The 19461-nt window shown below is 61.0% G+C and carries 19 protein-coding genes; 2 read left to right on the top strand and 17 right to left on the bottom strand.

Going from position 1 to position 19461, the window contains the following annotated elements; genetic code table 11:
• The first annotated feature begins 13 nt into the window (after positions 1-13).
• Both HMPREF2698_RS10635 and pgl read left to right on the top strand, forming a co-directional pair.
• A complete protein-coding gene (locus HMPREF2698_RS10635; protein ID WP_070564456.1) occupies positions 14-946 on the top strand; it encodes a glucose-6-phosphate dehydrogenase assembly protein OpcA in 933 nt (310 codons plus the stop codon).
• A 72-nt stretch (positions 947-1018) separates the two neighbouring features.
• Entirely contained in the window at positions 1019-1780 is a 762-nt protein-coding gene (gene pgl / locus HMPREF2698_RS10630) for a 6-phosphogluconolactonase (protein WP_070564453.1), read from the top strand.
• 108 nt (positions 1781-1888) lie between these two features.
• Here the strand turns inward: pgl and secG are convergent, their stop codons facing one another.
• The 17 genes from secG to def all read right to left on the bottom strand — a co-directional run bounded on the left by secG (position 1889) and on the right by def (position 19351).
• Positions 1889-2122 carry a preprotein translocase subunit SecG gene (secG, locus tag HMPREF2698_RS10625; protein WP_070524288.1) on the bottom strand — a complete coding sequence of 78 codons (234 nt, stop codon included), beginning with the start codon at positions 2120-2122 and terminating at the stop codon, positions 1889-1891.
• A gap of 186 nt (positions 2123-2308) precedes the next feature.
• Complete coding sequence (gene tpiA / locus HMPREF2698_RS10620; RefSeq protein WP_070564450.1) at positions 2309-3088, bottom strand: triose-phosphate isomerase; 780 nt, start codon at positions 3086-3088, stop codon at positions 2309-2311.
• Positions 3089-3130: 42 nt separating this feature from the next.
• The gene (pgk, locus tag HMPREF2698_RS10615; protein WP_070564448.1) at positions 3131-4348 is read right to left on the bottom strand and encodes a phosphoglycerate kinase; all 1218 of its coding nucleotides are present in this window, start codon (positions 4346-4348) and stop codon (positions 3131-3133) included.
• Between the two features lie 237 nt (positions 4349-4585).
• Entirely contained in the window at positions 4586-5593 is a 1008-nt protein-coding gene (gene gap / locus HMPREF2698_RS10610) for a type I glyceraldehyde-3-phosphate dehydrogenase (protein WP_070532937.1), read from the bottom strand.
• A gap of 481 nt (positions 5594-6074) precedes the next feature.
• Complete coding sequence (gene whiA, locus HMPREF2698_RS10605) at positions 6075-7064, bottom strand: DNA-binding protein WhiA (protein ID WP_070564445.1); 990 nt, start codon at positions 7062-7064, stop codon at positions 6075-6077.
• A gap of 179 nt (positions 7065-7243) precedes the next feature.
• Entirely contained in the window at positions 7244-8242 is a 999-nt protein-coding gene (yvcK, locus tag HMPREF2698_RS10600; RefSeq protein WP_070564442.1) for a gluconeogenesis factor YvcK family protein, read from the bottom strand.
• 76 nt (positions 8243-8318) lie between these two features.
• A complete protein-coding gene (gene rapZ / locus HMPREF2698_RS10595) occupies positions 8319-9200 on the bottom strand; it encodes an RNase adapter RapZ (protein WP_070524299.1) in 882 nt (293 codons plus the stop codon).
• A 38-nt stretch (positions 9201-9238) separates the two neighbouring features.
• Positions 9239-11293 carry an excinuclease ABC subunit UvrC gene (gene uvrC / locus HMPREF2698_RS10590; protein WP_070564439.1) on the bottom strand — a complete coding sequence of 685 codons (2055 nt, stop codon included), beginning with the start codon at positions 11291-11293 and terminating at the stop codon, positions 9239-9241.
• Positions 11293-11916 (bottom strand): PH domain-containing protein, encoded by a 624-nt coding sequence (locus HMPREF2698_RS10585; protein ID WP_070564436.1) that lies wholly within the window; start codon positions 11914-11916, stop codon positions 11293-11295. The genes uvrC and HMPREF2698_RS10585 overlap by 1 nt, the downstream gene beginning before the upstream one ends.
• A gap of 83 nt (positions 11917-11999) precedes the next feature.
• Positions 12000-12482, bottom strand: coding sequence for a 6,7-dimethyl-8-ribityllumazine synthase (gene ribH / locus HMPREF2698_RS10580; RefSeq protein ID WP_070524305.1), 483 nt, complete (start codon positions 12480-12482; stop codon positions 12000-12002).
• 42 nt (positions 12483-12524) lie between these two features.
• Positions 12525-13787, bottom strand: a complete 1263-nt coding sequence (locus tag HMPREF2698_RS10575; protein WP_070524307.1) for a bifunctional 3,4-dihydroxy-2-butanone-4-phosphate synthase/GTP cyclohydrolase II — start codon at positions 13785-13787, stop codon at positions 12525-12527.
• A gap of 11 nt (positions 13788-13798) precedes the next feature.
• On the bottom strand, positions 13799-14437 hold the full coding sequence (locus HMPREF2698_RS10570) for a riboflavin synthase (protein WP_070564433.1): 639 nt from the start codon (positions 14435-14437) through the stop codon (positions 13799-13801).
• An 18-nt stretch (positions 14438-14455) separates the two neighbouring features.
• Complete coding sequence (gene ribD / locus HMPREF2698_RS10565) at positions 14456-15481, bottom strand: bifunctional diaminohydroxyphosphoribosylaminopyrimidine deaminase/5-amino-6-(5-phosphoribosylamino)uracil reductase RibD (RefSeq protein ID WP_083303831.1); 1026 nt, start codon at positions 15479-15481, stop codon at positions 14456-14458.
• Positions 15478-16155, bottom strand: coding sequence for a ribulose-phosphate 3-epimerase (rpe, locus tag HMPREF2698_RS10560; RefSeq protein ID WP_070564430.1), 678 nt, complete (start codon positions 16153-16155; stop codon positions 15478-15480). Before rpe ends, ribD begins: the two co-directional genes overlap by 4 nt.
• 28 nt (positions 16156-16183) lie before the next feature.
• Complete coding sequence (locus HMPREF2698_RS10555; RefSeq protein WP_070564427.1) at positions 16184-17758, bottom strand: RsmB/NOP family class I SAM-dependent RNA methyltransferase; 1575 nt, start codon at positions 17756-17758, stop codon at positions 16184-16186.
• Positions 17755-18753 (bottom strand): methionyl-tRNA formyltransferase, encoded by a 999-nt coding sequence (gene fmt / locus HMPREF2698_RS10550; RefSeq protein ID WP_070564424.1) that lies wholly within the window; start codon positions 18751-18753, stop codon positions 17755-17757. The genes HMPREF2698_RS10555 and fmt overlap by 4 nt, the downstream gene beginning before the upstream one ends.
• 88 nt (positions 18754-18841) lie before the next feature.
• Entirely contained in the window at positions 18842-19351 is a 510-nt protein-coding gene (def, locus tag HMPREF2698_RS10545) for a peptide deformylase (RefSeq protein ID WP_070564421.1), read from the bottom strand.
• Positions 19352-19461 lie beyond the last annotated feature (110 nt).

Below are 19461 nucleotides of genomic sequence, written 5' to 3'. Positions count from 1 at the left end.
GAGGAATGGCTTAATGATTATCCCCTTGCCCGATACGACTACGCGCAAGATCTCCAAGAAGCTCGTGGAAATGCAGGAGCATTACACGCTCACGACAGGCCGCGTCCTCACCCTCATCGTCATGACTGAGGAGGGCGATGACCTAGACAACCTTCTCGCCTCGGTTCGTGATGCCTCCCACGAGCACCCTTCTCGCGTCATCGTGATTGCCACAGGTTCCTTGGAGGAAGAGACGCGGCTCGACGCCGAGCTGCGCGTGGGCGGCGAAGCGGGCGCTTCCGAAATCGTCGTGATGCACCTGCACGGCGCGCTAGCGGACCAAGCGGAGTCCGTGGTTACTCCCCTTCTTCTTCCCGATACCCCAATCGTGGCATGGTGGCCCACCGCGTGCCCGCCGTCACCAGCCGCGGTGCCCATCGGCGCACTCGCCCAACGCCGCATTACGAACGTGGCTTTCGGCAGCGGCGTTGACCAGTATGACCTGCACGTGTTGTCTTCGGGCTACACGCCTGGTGATTCCGACATGTCGTGGGGCGCTATTACCCTGTGGCGAGGCATCGTAGCCTCGGCGCTTGACCGTCACCCCCATGAGCCGGTCACTTCCGTCGAAATTTCTGGTGCTGAGCACCACGCTGCAGTCGACTTTGCAGCTGGCTGGCTTCTCGACGCCCTCTCCGTCCCCGTCACCCGCACCGTCTCGGACTGCACGGCGGGTCCTTTCCCGATCTCCTCGGTAGTCTTCCGCCGCCCCACTGCAGATGTCAGTGTGACCGTTGTCGATTCCGAGACGGTCAGGGTCAGCGTTCCCGGCTCCCCAGAGTCCCTCGTAAGCCTCACCGTACGTTCCGAAGCGGAAGTACTCTCAGAGGAACTCCGCCACCTCGACGCAGATAAGACATACGCCCATTCTCTCCGCGCTTTAGCTCGAGTGGACTACAGTGTGTAGTCGTAGACTTTTCTTTTTCACCTAGACCCCTAGACCCCCTAGACACAGCATTCACAAGGATCTTTCTGCACTATGGTCACGCTTCGCCGCGTTAGCGACATCGATGAGCTCATATCCTCCGCCGCACTCGCCTTCATTGAGACGGTTGCGGCGGTTCAAGCCCCGGGCGGAGGCCTTCACAAAGACGGAGTAGCCCGCGTAGTCCTCACCGGTGGCGGTGCAGGCATTGGTGTCTTGCGCGAATTGGCTCGCCTTGCTCACGCCGCCCAGCAGCAAGGAACCGACTTCCCTGCCCTCTCGGTGGACTGGACGCGAGTCCATGTCTTCTTCGGCGACGAGCGCAACGTGCCGGTCAGTGATCCTGATTCCAACGAGGGCCAAGCCCGCGAAGCACTCCTGAGCCAGGTCGGCGTTCCCGAGCGCCATATCCACGGCTATGACTTGGGCGCCGTGTCCATGGAACACGCCGCCCAGGCTTATGAAGGCGAGATTCGTGAATTCGCACCTGAGGGGTTTGATCTGCATCTCCTCGGCATGGGACACGAAGGCCATATCAATTCCCTCTTCCCGCATTCGGAGGCAGTCTACGAGGACTCGGACTATGCATTCGCAGTCCACGATTCCCCGAAGCCGCCTTCGGAGCGTGTCACGCTAACCTATCCCGCGATCAACCGCTCTCAGCGCATTTGGTTCCTTGTTTCCGGAGAAGAAAAAGCCGAGGCGGTATCACACCTTGTTGCTGGCGCTGCTGCAGAAGACTGGCCGGCCGCTGGCGCCCAGGGAACGGAAGAGACCCTGCTTTTCGTGAGCGAAGACGCCGCGCAGAAGCTCTAACAACGCGTGCACGCAACCCGAGAAAACCTATAACGCCGCGTGTCCCCCTCGACGTGAGGAGGCACGCAGCGTTAATCGTGTCCGGAGCCGGAGGCTCGTCAGCTGCCTTTAGCTATAAGCCTGCAGCAGGTTCAGAGCTACGATGCAGGCGAGCCAGATGACCACCATGACCACGGTATAGCGGTCGAGGTTCTTTTCCACCACGGTGGAACCAGACAGGTTGGACTGTACGCCGCCGCCAAAGAGGCTGGACAGGCCGCCGCCCTTACCTTTGTGCAGCAGCACGAAGATAGACATCAAGATTGCGGCAATCACGAGGATGATTTCCAGTGCCAAGATCATGAAATAGTTCCTTGTTGTACGCGTTCAAACGGTTAGTGTGGCGCGTGAAGGTGTGCATCACTTTCACGCTGGAAAAGGGGCGCCAGCGAACGGGCGCAATAAACCTTGATGATACACCACGTGGCGGGCCAGAAACCATTCCGACCCGCCACGACAGAGTGGTGCAGATGCGATCAGCTGGAAGAACTAAGCGCCCTGTGCAGCGTTAGCCGCCAACTTGGCAAACTCCTCGCCCTTCAGGGATGCACCGCCGACGAGGCCGCCGTCTACATCAGGCTTGCCCACGATCTCTGCGATGGAGTCGACCTTGACGGAACCGCCGTAGAGAATGCGGATGCCTTCGGCCACTTCATCGCCACCCAGCTCGCGAACGAGCTCACGGATAGCGGCGCACACTTCCTGTGCGTCATCAGCGGAGGCAACCTTACCGGTGCCGATTGCCCACACGGGCTCGTATGCGATGACGGTTTTAGCAAGATCCTCTGCGGAAAGCCCCTGCAGGGAGTTGCGCGTCTGGGTAACCACGTAATCGACGTGAGTGCCAGCCTCGCGCACGTTGAGGGGTTCGCCGACGCACACAATCGGGCTGATTCCGTTGGCCAGCGCCGCTGCAGCCTTTTCCGCAACGAGCTGGTCGGTCTCGCCATGGTACTGACGGCGCTCGGAGTGGCCTACGACTGCCCACGAGCAGTCCAAGGCGGACAGCATCTTGCCGGATACTTCACCGGTGTAGGCGCCAGACTCGTGCTTGGAAATATCCTGTGCGCCATAGGTGAACTGGAGGTCGTCGCCGTCGACAAGCGTTTGCACAGTGCGGATATCAGTGAACGGGACCATGAAGGCCACGTCGACCTTTTCGTAGTAGTCCTTCGGCAGGGAGAAGGCGAACTTCTGCAGGGAGCTGATGGCTTCCTTGTGGTCGAGGTTCATCTTCCAGTTACCAGCAATTAGCGGGGTACGTGCCATGATTAGCCTTTCTAGATCAGACTGTGTTGACGGTGTATATGACTAGGATTCCAGGACCTTAACGCCCGGCAGCTCCTTGCCCTCCAGGAACTCCAAGGAAGCGCCGCCGCCCGTGGAAATGTGGGAGAAGCCTTCTTCGTCGAGGCCGAGGAGGCGGACGGAGGCTGCGGAGTCGCCACCGCCAACGACGGTGAAGGAGCCGTTCTTCGCGGTGGCGTCGATGATGGACTGAGCGACACCTGCGGTGCCCTTGGAGAAGGCCTCCATCTCGAACACGCCCATCGGGCCGTTCCAGAAGACGGTCTTGGAGGAAGCGATGACCTCGTCGAACTTCTTTACAGACTCCGGTCCAATATCGAGGGACATCCAGCCCTCCGGAATTCCGTCGAGTGCAACGACCTTGTTCTCTGCGTCAGCGTTGAACTCGGTTGCAGCAACGAGGTCGACCGGCAGGACGATCTTGTCGCCGAAGCGCTCGAGCAGCTCCTTGCAGTTGTCGATCTGGTCTTCTTGCAGCAGGGAATTCTGAACGTTGTAGCCCTTTGCAGCCAGGAGCGTGTAGCACATGCCGCCGCCGATGATGACCTTGTCGGCCTTGCCAGCAAGGGCTTCGATCACACCGAGCTTGTCGGAAACCTTAGCGCCGCCGAGTACGACAACATACGGGTGCTCAGGCTTCTCAGCCACTGCTGCGAGGGTCTCCACTTCCTTCTGAACCAGCTTGCCGGCGTAGGCAGGCAGGCGCTTGGCGACGTCATACACCGAAGCCTGTGCGCGGTGGACGACGCCAAAGCCATCAGAAACGAAGGCGCCATAATCCGCAGCGAGTGCAACGAGCTCATCGGCAAAGGCCCCACGCTCGGCCTCGTCCTTGGAGGTTTCGCGAGGATCGAAGCGAACATTCTCGAGCAGCAGGACATCGCCATCATTGAGGCCGTTGGCGCGCTCATGGGCATCCTCACCGCTGACGTCGCCGGCCAGGGCAACGTACTGGCCCAGGGCCTCAGACAGTGCCTCAGCAACCGGTGCCAGGGAGTACTTCGGGTTGACCTCGCCCTTCGGGCGACCCAGATGCGCGGACAGGATGACCTTGGCTCCGCCTTCGATCAATGCCTTGATAGTCGGCAACGAGGCGGTGATACGGCCAGAGTCGGTGATGTTTCCCTCGTCATCGAGCGGAACGTTGAAGTCCGAACGAACAAGGATGTGACGGCCGGAAACGCCTTCTGCGAGCAAGTCGTCCACAGTCTTGAAAGCCATAGTGTTCTCCTTAAAGGTAGGTATTCAAGCTAAAGGTTAATGCTATTCAATTAGAAAGTGTGGTGAACGCCTAGCACGGCGGGTTCGGGGCGCCGTGTGCGTTCTGGATAGACGAATAACGGCCCAGCGCACGCCACGTAATCATGAGGCGTGGCGCATGGGCCGGTTTTCTAACCTGTGGTGCTACCGCAGGCAATCACAGCTTGGTTCACTGTGCTCATTCTAAGAATCGAGTCCTTAGAGCTTGGAGGCAACCAAGGAGGTGGTGCGGACGAGCTGGTTGGTGTAGCCCCACTCGTTGTCGTACCAGCCGAGTACCTTGACCAGGTTGCCGTTGGAGACCTTGGTCATGCCGGCATCGAAGATGCAGCCGTGCGGGTCGGTGATGATGTCAGTGGAGACAATCGGGTCCTCGGTGTAGCCCAGGGTCTCACCGAATTCGCCGGTAGCAGCTTCCTTGATGGCAGCGTTGATCTCCTCGGCGGTAACCTCGCGGGAAGCCTCGAAGGTCAGGTCGGTGGCGGAACCGGTGATGGTCGGAACGCGCATTGCGTAGCCGTCCAGCTTGCCCTCGAGCTCCGGCAGAACCAGAGCGACAGCCTTAGCAGCGCCGGTGGAGGTCGGAACCATGTTCACGGCGGCGGCGCGGGCGCGGCGCAGGTCGCGGTGCGGAGCATCCTGCAGGCGCTGGTCACCGGTGTAGGAGTGAACGGTGGTCATGAGGCCCTTCTCAATGCCGAACTTGTCGTTGAGGACCTTTGCCATCGGAGCCAGGCAGTTGGTGGTGCAGGAAGCAGCGGAGATGACGTTGTGCTTATCAGCATCGTACTTGTCGGAGTTGACGCCGTAGACGAAGGTGCCGTCAACGTTCTTGCCCGGTGCGGAGATGATGACCTTCTTGGCACCGGCCTCGATGTGAGCCTTGGCAGCCTCACCGTCGGTGAAGAAGCCGGTGGACTCGATGACGATGTCAACGTTGTGCTCAGACCACTTCAGGTTCTTCGGGTCACGCTCTGCGGAGACAGCGATGCGGTGACCGTTGACGGTGATGGACTCCTCGTCGTGCTCGATGGTGCCGTCGAAGCGGCCCAGCACGGAGTCGTACTTAAGCAGGTTGGCAAGAGTGCCGTTGTCAGTCAGGTCATTGACGGCTACGACCTCGAGGTCGGTGTTGCCCTGTGCAACTGCACGGAAGAAGTTACGGCCGATACGGCCAAATCCGTTGATACCTACGCGAATGGTCACTGTAATGTCTCCTCAAATAATCGAGTGAAGTTCTGTTGTGGGGCTTCCGAGACTCTGTCTTTAACGGCAGTGCGGTAAACCGCTTCCGCGGAACCGTTGCTCTGCCACTTCCGTGACGTGCTCGGTGGTTTTCCCAACACGGCCGATAGTACCGACCCATTGTGCTTCCCGCAGTGAGCATGTGAGCTCCTGTTGCAAGCTCTCACATGACGGCACAAAGAGGCGTACACTGTTAAGGCTTCTATCGGGGATGGTGGGGGACCAAAGTTCAGACACCTGCGGTAATGCCCGATTATGTGGGATTGTGTTGGGTGTCGGAATTGTAGGGTGGGATATCTCACTTAACCGGAAAAGAGCGGGTTAACCCAAAACAGTACGGGCACCCAAACCGTGAAAAATGCCCCAGACGAGCCTTTCAGTGCCCGAACGGGCACTCACGACTCTGTCTGGGGCAAGGATTGGAAACTACGACGTTTGGATCCTAGGACTCCTCAAAGAGATCCTCAGTCACCGCTTTCGTCGTATCCGGTACACCAAGTTCCTTGGCACGCTTATCCGCCATGGACAATAGGCGGCGAATACGCCCAGCCACCGCGTCCTTGGTCATCGGCGGATCTGCCAAACGCCCGAGTTCTTCCAAGGAGGCTTCGCGGTGCTGCACACGTAGGCGGCCAGCATCAGCCAAGTGCTCCGGCACGTCATCACCCAAGATCACCATGGCACGCTCGACGCGGGCCGCAGCGGTTACTGCCGCTCGAGCGGAACGGCGCAAGTTGGCATCGTCAAAGTTGTCGAGGCGGCGGGAGGTGTCGTGAGCCTCTCGCTGGATGCGCTTCTTTTCCCACGTCAGGCGAGTCTCCTGAGCGCCCATACGGGTCAGCAACGCGCCAATGGCGTCGCCATCGCGCACCACGACGCGGTCGGCGCCGCGTGTTTCCTTGGTCTTCGCCACCACTCCCAAACGGCGCGCGCAGCCCACGAGGGCGAGAGCCGCCTCCTGGCACGGACACGTCACCTCGAGCGCTGAAGAGCGGCCCGGCTCTGTCAATGATCCTTGAGCCAAGAAGGCTCCACGCCACGCCGCTTCATTATCAGCAACAGAACCTGAAATGACCTGCGGTGGCAGGCCCACCACGGGGTGTCCGGAGCGAGTTACCAAACCCAGCCGCCTCGTAAGCTCCTTGGCCCCGGAGGTGATTCGCACTTGCACTCTGCTCTTCTTAGAGGATGCAGCGGGACCCGCCACATGGGTGCTCGCCGCGATTGAGTACAGCTCATCGAGCGCAGTGACTAAACGATTGGCCACGCTCTGGGATTCCAATTCGACCTCGTACATCACTCGATCCCCGGTGATGTGGAGGTCACCGGCAAACCTGAGAATTGCGGCAACCTCCGCCGCACGAGCGGACTGGCGCGGTACGGACACCGCCGTAAGCTCTTCCTTGACCTGATCGGTCAACGACGCAGACACCTCGTGCCTCCCCTTTCGACTCTTGACACAGTGCACCGCGAACGTCGGCAGTAGCGCAGTACGACGCAGCCTGACCTCACTCTAGAAGGCACGCAACGCGTCGCGCCGCACTTGTGCGCTATGACGTATGCGCTATGACGTAGCAGTGAACAATGAATGCCCCATAGTCTATCGTGCGCCTAGCCCCGATGAGTGCCCGGGGCACCCGCCGTCGCCCCACGTTCGGCAGCGTACTCGGCATACAGTTCGGTAAGAACCTGCGCTAGCTTGTCTGGACAGTGTTTGTTCAGCGAGTTCCCGTCAGCGTCCGTCTGACAGACATCCCGAAATACTGCGCTGGCGCCGAGCACACTAGCAGCGCGCTGCACAAAGACTCGCTCCGATTCATTGGGGAGACCGGTGCCGTCGACGATGACTTTGTCGACCCGCAGGTTTGGCGCATGCTGCGCTAGCACGTGCAGGTGGCGCTCCGCAGAAAACCCCTGGGTCTCCCCTGGTTCGGCGGAAAGATTGAGCACCACCACGCGAAGGGCATCCGACGACGTTATAGCGTTGACGATGTCCGGAACGAGAACGTGCGGGAGCACGGAGCTAAACCACGAGCCGGGGCCCAAGGTGATCAAATCCGCGTCGTGCAGCGCAGCGATCGTTTCCGGGTTAGCTTCCGGCTTCTCCGGGATGATGCGCACGCGGCGCACCTGCCCCACAGTTGAGGCAACGGCCACCTGGCCGCGCACGGAGCGCATGATACGGGGGTCGTCGTCAAGCCCGGAAACATCCGCCTCAATCTCGAGCGGTAGATTTACGGCCGGCAGCACCCGTCCGGCCGACTCCGTCAAACGCGCAACGGCATCGAGCGCCGCCTGGAAGTCCCCCAACACCTCGTTGAGTCCGGCGATAAGGAGATTACCCACAGCGTGCCCGGCCATGGCACCTGTGCTCTGGAATCGATGCTGCAAAGTAGAAGCCCACAGCTGTCCTTCGTCCGAATCGCTCGACAGAGCGGCAAGGGCCATGCGCAAATCACCAGGCGGGATGATGTCCATCTCACGGCGTAAGCGGCCGGAGGAACCGCCATCATCGGCCACAGTGACAATGGCGGAGATTGTCTCCGCGCCCGTACGGCGTGCGGCCAGCAGAGTTTGATACAGCCCATGGCCGCCGCCCAGGCTAGCCATGTGGATAGGGAGAGTCGTCACGGGAATAATAGCTTTCAGTTATTTAGGTAGGGAATGAATATGTATCTTATCGCACCTAATCGCGAGAAATATCTCGGTGCAACGTGCTCACATCGAGGTCACCGCGGTCCCTGAGGCGGCGGGCAATTTCTTCCGTAACGGCCACCGAGCGATGGTGCCCACCGGTACAACCGATGCCCACGGTGATGAAGTTCTTCCCCTCATGGCGGTAGCCGGTGAGCATCGAGTCAAACATGGTGATGAACCGCTCGATAAAGGGCTCAGCCGCCTCTTGAGACAAGACATAATCCGCAACCGGCTCGTCGGTGCCACGGTACCCCCGCAGCTCAGGTACCCAATAGGGATTGGGAAGAAAGCGAACATCAACGACAAGGTCCGCATCACGCGGTGAGCCATGCTTGAAGCCGAAGGACTCAAGCGTGACGTGTTGCTTCTCATGACCCATTTCGCCGAAGGATGCTTCGATAGCGCGCCGCAGATCATGGACGGACAGGTTGGTCGTATCGATGATGATGTCCGCGCGCTCGCGAATTGATTGCACCGCTGCGCGCTCTCGTTGGATGCCTGCTTTGAGGGTTTCGCCCTCCTGCATCGGGTGGGTACGCCGCACCGAATCGAAGCGACGGATGAGCACATCATCGCGCGCATCGAGGAAAAGCAGGGTGGGCTTCATATCCAGCTTTTCGAGTTCCTCCAAGGTTTCCGCTAAAGAACCCGGAAACATTCGGGAACGCACATCGGTCACCGCGGCAATCTTTGTCACCGGGGAATCGGGCCGAGCGCACAGCCTCAGTAGGTCGACGATAGACTTCGGCGGAATGTTGTGGGCTACGTAATAGCCCTTATCCTCCAGCACTTTAGCCGCCGACGTCAGGCCACCGCCTGACATGCCCGTGATCAAAATGGGTGGGGAGTCTAACAGCGTCATGACTTCCATTCTTACCATCTGATCACGAGGCAAGGAGGGAAACCTGCTTAGGAATCCTGGAGATGATCAAATACCGTCTGCGCCAGCTTCGGGCCAAACCCCTTCACCGCAGCAATCTCCTCCACGCTGGCCTCTTTGAGCTTCTTCACTGAGCCGAAGTGCTTCACCAGATCGGTGCGCCGCTGCGGCCCCAATCCCGGTACCGCATCGAGTACGGACGAGCGCATCCGCTTCGACCGCTGCTGTCGGTGGTACGTAATAGCTACGCGGTGCGCCTCATCGCGGAGGTGCTGAAGAAGAAATAGCGCCTGCGAATTACGCGGCAGAATCACCGGCTCATCATCGCCCGGGACCCACACTTCTTCCAGGCGCTTGGCCAGGCCGATGAGTGTCACATCGACGATGCCGAGCTCGTCGAACACCGCCTGCGCCGCCGCCACCTGCGGTGCGCCACCGTCGACGATGAACAGTTGCGGCGGGTAGGAGCTGCGTTTGGTCTGGCTCGCGGCCTCCTCGCGGACCATTTCTTCAGCGAAGGTGGTGTTTTCCAGCTCCTCGTCCGGAACCGCTCGTTTGTCCTCGTGGTGGTGCTTGAAGCGGCGCCGGGTCACCTCAGCGATAGACCCCACGTCGTTGGAGCGGCCATCGCCCGCCGCCTCCTTGATGCGGTAGCGGCGGTAATCGGACTTGCGCGGTAGCCCATCTTCGAAAACCACCAGGGAGGCCACGACATCGGTGCCCTGAATGTGCGAGATATCCGTGCACTCGATGCGCAGCGGCGCGGAATCCATGTCCAACGCTTCCTGCAGCTCCTGCAGGGCTGCGGATCGAGCAGTAAGGTCTCCGACTCGCTTGAGTTTGTGCTGCCGCAGCTGCTCCTTCGCATTGCGCTCGACGGTCTCCATCAAGGCGCGCTTGTCACCGCGTTGCGGAACCCGCAAGTCAATCTGCGCGCCCCGCAGGTCCTCCAGAACTATCTTCACTTCACCGGCTTCGTCCGGCAGCGTTTGGACCAAGATCTCACGGGGGATGGCGTTTCCCCGATGAACCGCGGTATGGGATTCCTGGTCTACTCCCCTGCGCTCCAGCTTGGCGTCTTCCGCGGCCTCCTGGCGCTGACGCTCCACGGCATCCGAATAGAACTGGATTAAGAAATTCTGGATGAGCGCCGGAAGCCCCGGATCAGGCTGTCCTTCCTCGATTGGCTCCGTGATGGCTTGGTCACCGGAGCGTTCCACCACCCAGCCGCGCTGGCCGCGGATGCGCCCCGCGCGCACGTGAAAGATCTGAACTGCCGCCTCCAACTCGTCGGAGCTAAACGCGATGAGGTCGGCGTCGGTGCCGTCGGAAAGCACGACAGCCTGTTGCTCCATGAGCTTGTCAATCGCGCCGAGATCGTCGCGCAGGCGGGCAGCCAACTCGAACTCGAGGTTCTCTGAGGCCTCCTCCATTCGCTGGGTTAGTCGCTTGCGTACAGCACCGGTATTACCGTTCATGAAGCTCAGCAGCTGGTTCACCGTCTCACGGTGTTCCTCGGCGCTCACCCTGCCAATGCAAGGGGCATCGCATTTTCCGATATAACCCAACAAACAAGGCCGGCCCAAGCGCTCATGGCGGTTGAATACCCCTTTGGCGCACGTGCGCATGGGGAAAATTCGCGTCAGCAGGTCGAGGGATTCACGCACTGCCCAGGCGTGGGAATAGGGGCCAAAGTAGCGCACACCTTTACGGCGTGGGCCGCGGTAGAAAAACGCTCGCGGGATGGTCTCCCCCACAGATACCGCGAGCATCGGATACGTTTTGTCATCGCGGTACATGACGTTGAAGCGTGGATCGAAGCGCTTAATCCACGTGTACTCCAACTGCAGCGCTTCCACCTCGCTGGCCACCACGGTCCATTCCACCGAAGCCGCAGTGAGGACCATTTGGCGGGTCCGCGGGTGCAGTTGCGTGATGTCTTGAAAATAGTTCGATAGCCGCGCCCGCAAATTCTTTGCCTTGCCCACATAGATGACGCGGCGATTGTCATCGCGGAACTTATAAACGCCCGGATCCGTGGGGATGCTTCCGGGCGCAGGGCGGTACTCAGAGGGATCGGCCACTAGTCATCCTGCGGCATGTAGCGGGCTTCCAAGTCACGGAAAGAGCGGACCTTGGTGATAATGTCCTGCTTATCGCCCGATTGCAGGGCCCACACCGGAACATATTCAAAGTCAGGAAGTTCGATGCGTGCCATGCGCGAGCCTTCGGGAAAGGACAGGCCATAGATGACCTGCCACGGGTAGAAGCGGGTTCCCACAATGTTGCGGATCTCTACGCCATCGGAGTTCGCGCGCAGCCGCGGACGCGTCAGTGCCAACCAAGACAGGATGGAGATAATCACGCCGACGCCGGGGAAGGCAAACTTATCAATCGTCGTCACAGTCGCGCCGGTAAAGGACAAGCCAACCGTGAAGCCCATAAACAGGTGCGCTGCCATCACAAGGATGATCCAGATGATTGCCACCTTGCGCAGATAGGGCGAGGTGGCCTCATACTCCCAGGGCTTGGATGAAGTCTGGGCGAAGGGATCGGCGCTGGTATAAGCCCGCACCTGCTCATCGCTCACGCTCGAGGAACCCCCAGACGCAGCGGCCGCCACCGGCTGCGAGGATTGGGAGGCCTTGCCAGCGCGGGCTGATCGCGCGCGCTCTTCGTGCGCCGAAGGCACCTGTGGATCCGTCATCGAGTTTCCATCTCCTCATCACTCCGCTAAGAAAGGCCACGGACCTGCGCGGTATGCAGATCGCCGTGGTTGCGCTTGGCAGCCTACTTTAGGGTCGACTCGTTCAGTGTACGCAACGTATGCACGGTTTCTAAAGCTGCATGCATAGCCTCCGCGCCTTTATCTTCTGAAGAGTTCTCAAATCCGGCGCGATCGACGGCTTGCTCATAGTCGTTCACCGTCAGGACACCATTTCCTACAGGCGTCGACTCGTCGAGAGCAATGCGCGTCAGTCCCTGCGTGACCGAATCACACACGTAGTCAAAGTGCGGAGTGCCGCCGCGGACGACACAGCCCAGCGCCACGACAGCATCGTGGGTGCGCGCCGCAGCTTGGACCACGACGGGCAGCTCAAGGGCACCGACGACGCGCAACGGAGTGACCTCAGCGCCAGCGGCTTCGGCGGTCTCAAGCGCGCGGCGGTGCAGCTGATCGCAGATCTCGGCGTTCCATGTGGCGGTAACCACGGCGACGCGCAGTCCCTCTCCCGAGACATTGTTCGGGGTTGGCAGGCCTTCCTTGCTCACGGTGTGCTCCTTTGTTTTGTTCTAGAGTTCGGTCTTAATGCTCTAAGAGTGTTTGAGATCCCATTCGGCCACCTGTGGCAGGTCATGGCCCATCCTGTCGCGCTTCGTGCGCAGATAGCTAATGTTTTCGGCCGTGGCGGGTGTCGCCAGGCCGGTGCGGGCAGTGGCGTCAATGCCGAAGCCCTGTAGCCCCTCACCCTTGTGTGGGTTGTTGGTCAAGAGGTTGACGGATTTCACGCCCACATCGCGCAGGATTTGTCCGGCAACGGAGTACTCGCGGGCGTCTTCAGGCAGCCCCTGCTCCACGTTGGCGTCGACGGTGTCCATCCCGTCATCTTGCAAGCGATAGGCCTTGAGCTTGTTCACCAAGCCAATGCCACGCCCTTCCTGTCCGCGAAGGTAGATGACAATGCCACGCCCGGCCGCTTGGACCGCGCGGAGGGATTCCTGCAGCTGCGGGCCGCAGTCACAGCGCTCAGATGCAAAGACATCACCGGTCAGGCACTCAGAGTGCACGCGGACAGGTACGTCTTCCGCACCGGAATAGCTCTCCACGTCACCGACGAAGAGGGCAATGTGCTCGCGCTTGTCGACGCCATTCACATAGCCCACCGCGCGAAACTCGCCGTACTCGGTGGGCAGGCGGGTTTCTACCTCGCGGTGAACCTGTTGCTCATTGTGGCGGCGCCATTCGATGAGCTGCTCGATGGAGATCATCGTGAGCCCATGGGCGTCGGCAAAGCGGCGCAGCTCCGGCGAGCGAGCCATATCCGTGGGGTCTTCTTCGGAAACGATCTCACAGAGCACGCCGGCCGGGCGGAGCCCCGCCAACCGTGCCAGATCGATCGCGGCTTCCGTGTGGCCATCACGCTCGAGCACACCATTCGGGCGGGCAGCCAGCGGGACGACATGGCCCGGGCGCGTAAACTGCGACGGCTCGGAGGAGGGATCAGCCAACTTGCGGATGGTCTCACAGCGCGAGGTAGCGGAGATGCCAGTGGAGCCATTAGCCAGGTCCACGGTGACGGTGTAGGCGGTCTGCCGCACGTCCTGGTTAACCGCCATCATCGGGGGCAAGTTCAGGCGCTTGCAGTCCTCTGGGAGCAAAGGTGCACAAATATATCCGGAGCTATAACGCACCATGAAAGCCACGAGTTCCGGGGTGGCGAGCTCGGCGGCGAAGATGAGATCACCTTCGTTTTCCCGATCTTCATTGTCCACGACGACGACGGCCTTGCCGGCCGCGATGTCGGCGATGGCTTGCTCGACGCTATCTAAACTAAAAGCTGAATCTGCAGCGCTCATAAGGACTAACTCTATCCCTCTGTGCCCGCGGCGTGGGCGTTAGGGTGAACCATTTTCTCAACATACTTTGCAACCACGTCTACCTCGAGGTTTACGCGGTCGCCGGGCGCCATCGCACCAAACACGGTATCGCGCAATGTGGTGGGAATGAGAGAGACCTCAAAAAAGCCATCCGCGCCAGGTTTATCTTCATCCGCCGACACCGCGGACACCGTCAGGGACGTTCCTTGGACGGCGATGGATCCCTTCTCCACGACGTATCGGGCGAGCTCCCGCGGCAGGCTAAAACGCAACACCTCCCAGTGCTCCGAGGGGGTGCGGGAAAGCAGCGTGCCGGTGCCATCGACATGGCCTTGCACGATGTGGCCGCCCAAACGAGTCGTTGGGAGCACCGCCCGCTCGAGGTTAACCGCCGAACCCACTTCGAGTTCTCCCAATGAACTACGGTTCAAGGATTCCTTCATAACGTCTGCGATGAAGGTTCCTTCTCCCAGCTCGGCTACTGTCAGGCAGACGCCGTTGACAGCGATGGAATCACCCAACTGCGCATCACTCAGCACGGTGGATGCCGCGATGCCCAAACGGACTGCATCGCCCTGCGGTTCCACGCTATCGACGCGCCCGACTTCTTCTACGAGTCCGGTAAACATAGTCCGTACTCCCCTTTCCTACTTCTCGTTCTTCCGGTATTCCACGAGCAGGTCGGCGCCAAGCTCGGTAACCGCTGCGCGCTCCCACCTCGGAGCCAGCGCCAAGCTCGAGGCCACAGCCCGAGTGAGAACTCCCCTGCCCTGGCCAAGGATGACGTTGCCGATGTATGCCTGAATGAAATCCACGCTGCCCAGTTCCATAAAGCTCGTCGCGAGTCCAGCGCCGCCTTCGACGAGAATGTCGCGCGCGCCGCTGGCGTATAGCTCGGCTAGCGCCTCCTGCGGGGTGGCATAGTGCTCGAAACCTAGCTTTGCCAGATTACTGCTTCCGCCTCGGTCCACGTCCCGGGAGCCGATGACGACGCGCCGCGGCTGCGTTTCACGCAATGAGCCGTCCGGGTAGCGTGCCGTCAACGACGGGTTATCTGCCAGCGCGGTGCCCGTGCCGATGAGGATGGCATCCCTTTGTGCCCGGTCGCGGTGCACATGCTCGCGAGCCTGCTCTCCGGTAATCCATTGGCTGCTGCCATCCACTGCGGCGGTGAACCCGTCGAGGCTTTGGGCAAACTTGAGCGTCACGTGCGGCCTGCCCAAGCGCACCGAACCCAACCACCCGGCGAGTGCATCGCTCACGCCTTCCGGCGCCTCAATATGCCCCACGGTAATGCCGGCGCCGCGCAATGTGGCCGCGCCGCCGCCGGCCTCCGGGGTGGGGTCTGGGTGGAGGAAGTAAACGGCGGCCACAGAGGCATCGATAAGCGCCTGCGCACAGGGCCCAGTACGGCCGGTGTGGTTACAGGGTTCCAAGGTAACGACCGCCGTGCCGCCGCGCGCCTTGTCGCCCGCATCGCGCAACGCCATGACTTCGGCATGCGGACCGCCCGGGGGCTGGGTTGCGCCGACACCGGCGACGCGGCCGGCGGCATCAAGTATGACCGCTCCTACAGGCGGGTTTGGGCTCGTCGTGCCGCGCACCTTATCGCCGGCCTCCATGGCCACACGCAGCGCCCGCGTGAGAACCGCTGAGTCTAGGTGTGGGATCACAGCGTGGCCAAGCTACGCAGCTCGTCGACGGCCGCTGCCTTATCTGCTTGTTTGTAGATGGCGGAACCTGCGACGAAAGCATCGCAGCCCGCCTCGGCGGCGGAGCGAATCGTTTCAGCGGAAATGCCACCGTCAATCTCGATGAGGACGTCCAGACCGCGCTCGTCGATGGCCGCGCGCAAGGCGCGCACCTTGTCCAGCTGATCCGGCATAAAGCTCTGACCGCCAAAGCCCGGCTCAACTGACATAACGAGCACTTCGTCGAAGTGCTCGAGGGCGTCCAGCCAAGGCTCGATCGGCGTGCCCGGCTTAATGGAAAAGCCCGCGCGCACACCTAAATCCCGGATTGTGCGCGCCAGGGCGATGGCCGCGTCCTTGTCGGCGACGGCCTCGACGTGGAAGATGATGCAATCGGCGCCGGCCTTTGCGTAGGTTTCTACCCACTTCTCGGGTTCCTCAATCATGAGGTGAACGTCCAGCGTCTGCGGTGTAATCCCGTCCACCGTCGCAGTGATATCCGGGCCAAAAGACAGGTTCGGGACGAAGTGTCCATCCATAATGTCAACGTGGATCCAATCCGCGTTGGCCACGGCGCGGACCTCGTCGCCCAAACGGGTGAAGTCGGCGGCCAAGATGGACGGGGAAATAATGGGACCAGACGAGAGTGCAGACATGACCTTCAGCCTAGTCCCTCTCGCAGCCTCAGTCCGCTACTCGGCGCAAGACCGCGAAAAACATCGCATCGGTGCCATGGCGGTGCGGCCACATCTGCGCGGACAGCTCGGCGCCAAGGTCCCCCATCTCCGGCAGCACGTCGCGCGCATCCAGTTCTTCGATGTGAATCGCTGATCCCTCTGCGTGCCGCTGCACGGCGGCATCCACGATGCCCCTGGTCTCACGCAGATCCGGCGAGCAAGTCGAGTACACCACGACGCCACCTGGACGCACCAGCTCCAACGCGGACTCGAGCAGCTCGGTTTGCAGCTGGTTAAGCTCGGCAATGTCTGATTCGGCCTTGCGCCAGCGAGCTTCCGGGCGCCGCCGGAGCGCGCCTAGGCCGGAGCAGGGGGCGTCGACCAGCACGCGGTCGAAGCCTGGTTTCAGTCCTGGCGCTCGGCCGTCCGCTTGGTGCACGCGCACTGGCAGGTCCCCCACCGTCTTTTCCACCAACGTGGCGCGATGCGGGGAGACTTCGACGGCATCGACTGTCGCGCCCTCTATGCGTGCAATTGCACCCATGAGGGCGGCCTTGCCACCAGGTCCGGCGCACAGATCCAGCCAGCGTCCGGTGTCTTCACCACTGAGCTCGGCTTCCGTTACCGCGCGGGCAATGAGCTGCGAACCTTCGTCTTGGACTGCCGCTAGCCGTTGGCGAACCGGCTCTAGCGAACCAGGATCCCCGTGCTCAAGGTAGACCGCATAGGGAGAATAGCGGCCTTCCTCGCAACCGGTGATCAGGGCGAGTTCTTCGGCGGAGATCTCACCGGGGCGCGCTACCAAGTGCACAACGGGGCGTTGGGAGTCCGCCTCGAGTGCGAGCTCCAGCTCACGCGACTGATCGGCGCTGAGCGCACCAGTGCCATCGGGTTCCAACACACCCAAGGCACGGCCGAAGGAGCGGGCAATCCACTCCGGATGGGCATGGCGGAAGGCCAAAGCAGCCACCTGACCTTGGGGAGCAAGCTGATCCAACCACGCTTGCGCCGGTGTACGGGTGATGGTGCGCATGATGCCGTTGGCAAAACCTTTTGCCTTGTCCTGGCCAGCTGCTTCCACGAGGCGCACGGTAGTATCGACCGCCGCGTGTGCCTCAACGCGGGTATAGAGCACCTGGTAGGTTCCCATTCGCAGGGCGGTGAGCACGTCGGGGGCGATAGCGTCGAGGCCACGAGAGGCGCACTCGGCGATGACGGCATCGAGCACGCCCTCGGTCCGCAGCGTGCCGTAGGTTAACTCGGTGGCGAAGGCAGCATCGCGGCCACTGAGGCTATTGGCACGTACGGCTTTCGGCAGCGTGAGGTTGGCAAAGGCATCGTCTGCATCCACGCGTTGCAATACTTCGAAAGCCACCGCGCGTGGACGATCCACCCCGCAGCGCTGCGCGGCAGAAACCACCGACGTCGACGGCACTGGGCGCCGTGTATCGTGACGCTGACCGCCGCGACGCTCCCTGTTGCCCTTGGCAGTGCGTTTCGCACCGCCGCGTTGCTGCTTCCCACGCTGCGCGCGGTCTGCAGGATCGCCTGACTTGCTGCGGGATCTAAAACCTCCGCTCATGAGAACTTCACCTCATCCTCGCCGCCTTCTACTGACTGCGAAGCCTGGTGTGCAAGCCCGCGGCCCCAGTCGGCGGCATTCATCATCTTCTTGCCTGGCGGTTGAATCTTTCCCAAACGAACCGGGGAGCTGCCAGTACCGACCATCACTTCCTTCTTGGCCACGTGGACTTCACCCGGCTGCAATGCGGAAAGCGCGGAATGTTCATTAAGGTCCTCAAGTTCTGTGGGTGGCACAGGTTCTACTGGACCGAGCTTTAAGCGTGACTGCCCCAGAAGGGTCCAAGCACCCGGCCCTGGGGTATGCGCGCGAATGTGGCGATCAACGGCCTCGGCGGACGCAGTCCAGTCGATTCGGGCATCATCGGTAGAGATCTTGTGCGCGTAGGAGGCTTCACCTACCTGCGGCTGCGGCGCGATGCTGCCGTCTTCCAACCCATCCATGGTCCGCACGAGGAGGTCGCCACCGGCATAGGCCAGCCGCGTCAATAGGTCATCCGCGGTATCGGTGTCCTGGATGTCCTCGTCGATCGTGGCGAGGATGTCCCCAGTGTCCAGGCCTTGGTCGATGCGGAAGGTCGTAGCACCCGTGCGAGTATCCCCAGCCGCAATGGCTGCTTGCACCGGTGCCGCGCCACGCCACGCCGGGAGCAGGGAGAAGTGAAGGTTCACCCAACCATGCGTCGGAAGGCTCAGCAAGTCCTCGGTGATCAGGTTTCCGTAGGCAACCACGGGGATAGCCTCGGGAGCAATGTCTGCTAGTCGTGCACGCAGGGCATCACCGTCCTCGGTGCCAGGCTTAAGTGTGGTCGGCGTGAGCACCTCGATACCGTGTTTTTCCGCCAGTGCCTTCACCGGACTTGGATGAACGGTGCGGCCACGGCCCCGGCGGGCGTCAGGCCGAGTAATGACGGCGGCCACCTCATGGGGTGAGTCGATGAGCTTCTCCAAAGCCACAACTGCGGGCTCCGGGGTTCCGGCAAAAACAATACGCACTGCTAGAGTATGCCTTTCTCGTATGAGAGTTTTTAAATCTAATGTTCAAGAATGAATCTGCTGTACTGCTGATTAAGCAGGGCTACGGCTATGTGTTGAACCACTCCGATTGGCGGATGGTTTTCATAGAGTCCTTCCGCAGTTCATCGCTCAGACGCTGCAAGAACAAGATCCCATCCAAGTGGTCCGTCTCGTGTTGGATACAACGCGCCATCAGCCCAGAGGCAAGCATGGATATCGGGCGGCCGTGTGGGTCGAATCCGCGCAGAAGTACGGTAGAAAAGCGTTCAGTGGGCTGAGAAATGCCGGGGATGGACAAGCAACCTTCGGTCCCCAACTGCATGTCCTGGCCCACCGCTTCCCATACCGGGTTAATGACGGCACCGCGCAAACCATGCTGATAATGCGAGCAATCGAAGACAAAGATGCGTTTGGTCACACCGATCTGGTTGGCCGCTAGACCTACTCCCCCTGCGGCTTCCATTGTCTCCAGCATGTCCTGAGCTAAGCGTTCCAGCGATGGCCCGAACTCGGTGATTTCCTCAGCTCTGGTGGTGAGGACCGGGTCGCCGTAGAGACGAACCTCTCGTACGGTCATAGTGGTACTCCTCGTGGTTGACGGTGTGGCACGTCGTGCGGGGGTTGTCGGCCTAGGCATTCCTCGCCTGCCCAGCACCCTCCGCGCTCCTGCACCGAGAATAGTTCACC

Origin of the sequence: Corynebacterium sp. HMSC072A02 (assembly GCF_001810085.1) — a bacterium.
Lineage (GTDB): Bacteria > Actinomycetota > Actinomycetes > Mycobacteriales > Mycobacteriaceae > Corynebacterium > Corynebacterium hesseae.
The sequence above is the reverse complement of the archived record's forward strand: the minus strand, read 5'-3'. Positions and strand labels throughout refer to the sequence as shown.

Excerpts from the sequence above, each read along its gene's own strand:
- HMPREF2698_RS10635 (WP_070564456.1), top strand. The coding sequence starts at position 14 with ATGATTATCCCCTTGCCCGATACGACTACGCGCAAGATCTCCAAGAAG.
- pgl (WP_070564453.1), top strand. The coding sequence starts at position 1,019 with ATGGTCACGCTTCGCCGCGTTAGCGACATCGATGAGCTCATATCCTCC.
- secG (WP_070524288.1), bottom strand. The coding sequence starts at position 2,122 with ATGATCTTGGCACTGGAAATCATCCTCGTGATTGCCGCAATCTTGATG.
- tpiA (WP_070564450.1), bottom strand. The coding sequence starts at position 3,088 with ATGGCACGTACCCCGCTAATTGCTGGTAACTGGAAGATGAACCTCGAC.
- pgk (WP_070564448.1), bottom strand. The coding sequence starts at position 4,348 with ATGGCTTTCAAGACTGTGGACGACTTGCTCGCAGAAGGCGTTTCCGGC.
- yvcK (WP_070564442.1), bottom strand. The coding sequence starts at position 8,242 with ATGGCTAGCCTGGGCGGCGGCCATGGGCTGTATCAAACTCTGCTGGCC.
- rapZ (WP_070524299.1), bottom strand. The coding sequence starts at position 9,200 with ATGGAAGTCATGACGCTGTTAGACTCCCCACCCATTTTGATCACGGGC.
- HMPREF2698_RS10585 (WP_070564436.1), bottom strand. The coding sequence starts at position 11,916 with ATGACGGATCCACAGGTGCCTTCGGCGCACGAAGAGCGCGCGCGATCA.
- HMPREF2698_RS10575 (WP_070524307.1), bottom strand. The coding sequence starts at position 13,787 with ATGAGCGCTGCAGATTCAGCTTTTAGTTTAGATAGCGTCGAGCAAGCC.
- HMPREF2698_RS10570 (WP_070564433.1), bottom strand. The coding sequence starts at position 14,437 with ATGTTTACCGGACTCGTAGAAGAAGTCGGGCGCGTCGATAGCGTGGAA.
- rpe (WP_070564430.1), bottom strand. The coding sequence starts at position 16,155 with ATGTCTGCACTCTCGTCTGGTCCCATTATTTCCCCGTCCATCTTGGCC.
- HMPREF2698_RS10555 (WP_070564427.1), bottom strand. The coding sequence starts at position 17,758 with ATGAGCGGAGGTTTTAGATCCCGCAGCAAGTCAGGCGATCCTGCAGAC.
- def (WP_070564421.1), bottom strand. The coding sequence starts at position 19,351 with ATGACCGTACGAGAGGTTCGTCTCTACGGCGACCCGGTCCTCACCACC.